Annotated in this window: 1 protein-coding gene; it reads left to right on the top strand. The window is 70.7% G+C overall.

All coding sequences use genetic code 11. The features are described from left to right. The first annotated feature begins 82 nt into the window (after nucleotides 1-82). A complete protein-coding gene (locus tag I6A81_RS41025; protein WP_203003339.1) occupies nucleotides 83-1660 on the top strand; it encodes an IS1182 family transposase in 1578 nt (525 codons plus the stop codon). The last annotated feature ends 178 nt before the right edge of the window (nucleotides 1661-1838 follow it).

Below are 1838 nucleotides of genomic sequence, written 5' to 3'. Positions count from 1 at the left end.
GCGCCCTAGGAGGGCACTGAAGATCTTGTGCTGGCTGGGGTGTCGTGGTCGGCGGCGTGGCCTGGTGCGGGATGATCGTGTCGTGCAGGGGCGTTCTGGGCCGGATCGGGAGTTGTTCGACGCGGAGGCGTGGGCGCGGCACCTGGTCCCGGCGGGCAGTGTGTTCGCGTTCCTGGCGGATCATCGCCGTCGGTTGTTCCCGGATGAGATGTTCGCGGATCTGTTCCCGTCGTCGAACGGTCGGCCGGGGCTGCCCGCGGATCTGGTCGCCTCGACGATCGTGTTGCAGTCGTTGCACAGCCTTTCGGACGCCGACGCGGTTGGTGCGTTGCGGTTCGATCTGCGCTGGAAGGTCGCCTGCGGCCTTCCAGTGGATCATGGCGGGTTCGATGCGTCGTCTCTGACGTACTGGCGGCGTCGGCTCGCCCGGTCGGAGCGTCCGGAGCGGATCTTCGAGGTGGTGCGTCAGGTTGTGGCCGAGACCGGCGTGCTGAAGGGGAAGACCCGCCGGGTGTTGGACTCGACGGTGCTGATGGACGCGGTCGCGACGCAGGACACGGTGACGCAGCTGATCGGGGCGATCCGCCGGGTGGGTCGGGTCGTGTCCGGCGCTGACACGCTGATCGCGGCCTGCTGCACCGGGCATGACTACTCGAAGCCGGGGAAGCCGGCGATCACCTGGGACGATCCGGACGCCCGCGACGCGCTGGTCTCAGCCCTGGTCGGTGACGCGCTCGCGTTGCTCGCCGCGCTCGCGGAGCAGCCCGACGGGTCCGAGCAGGCGGCGGCGGTCGGCCTGCTGGCGCTGGTCGCCGGGCAGGACGTCGAGCCCGCCGACGGGTCGGACGGCACCGACGGCCGGTGGCGGATCGCCCGCGCCGTCGCCCGCGACCGGGTGATCTCCACGGTCGACCCGGACGCCCGCCACGTCCACAAGTCCCGCTCGGTGAAGATCGACGGCTACAAGGCGCATCTCATCGCCGAGCCCGACACCGGGATCATCACCGGCTGTCAACTGACCCGCGGCGGCGGCGAGGGCGCCGCCGATGGTGAGGCCGGGCAGGCTCTGCTGGCCGCCGACTCGACGATCACCTCACCAGCCGAGATCCTAGGCGACTCCGCCTACGGCACCGCCGACCTGCTGTCCGCCGTGGTCGACGCCGGCCACACCCCGATCATCAAGCCCTGGCCAGCCCCAGCGAACATCCCCGGCGGGTTCAGCCCCGACGCGTTCACCATCAACCATGCGGCGGGCACGGTCACCTGCCCCGCCGGCCACACCGTGCCCGTCCGCACCGGCCGGACCGGCCGGCGCACCGCCGCCTTCACCGAACACTGCGCCGACTGCCCGCTGCGCACCCGCTGCACCACCGCGAACGCCGGCCGCACCGTCACCCTCCACACCCACGACAAGCTGCTACGCGCCCACCGCGCCACGGCGACCGATCCCGTCTTCCAGGCCACCTACCGCACCCACCGACCCATGATCGAACGCACCATCGCCTGGCTCACCCGCGGCAACCGGCGGCTGCGCTACCACGGCACCACCAAGAACAACCTCTGGCTGCACCACCGCGCCGCCGCCGTCAACCTCCGCAGGCTCGTCACGCTCGGCCTCACCCACACCGACACCGGCTGGGCTCTCACCGCCACCACCTGACCCACCAACCCCCAGGCACCCCGCCCCGCGACCCCGAACACCCACCCCGACAGCCAAACCAGCCACAACACCCCACGATCTCCAACGACACCGCGGTCACGCCCGGCTCCACGCCACAGTCGCACGCAGAACCGGACGATCAACAACCCAGAAAACAAGATCTTCAGGCCATTCCTAG

The sequence above is a fragment of the Frankia nepalensis genome (assembly GCF_016786325.1).
Classification (GTDB): Bacteria; Actinomycetota; Actinomycetes; order Frankiales; family Frankiaceae; genus Pseudofrankia; species Pseudofrankia nepalensis.
The sequence above is the reverse complement of the archived record's forward strand: the minus strand, read 5'-3'. Positions and strand labels throughout refer to the sequence as shown.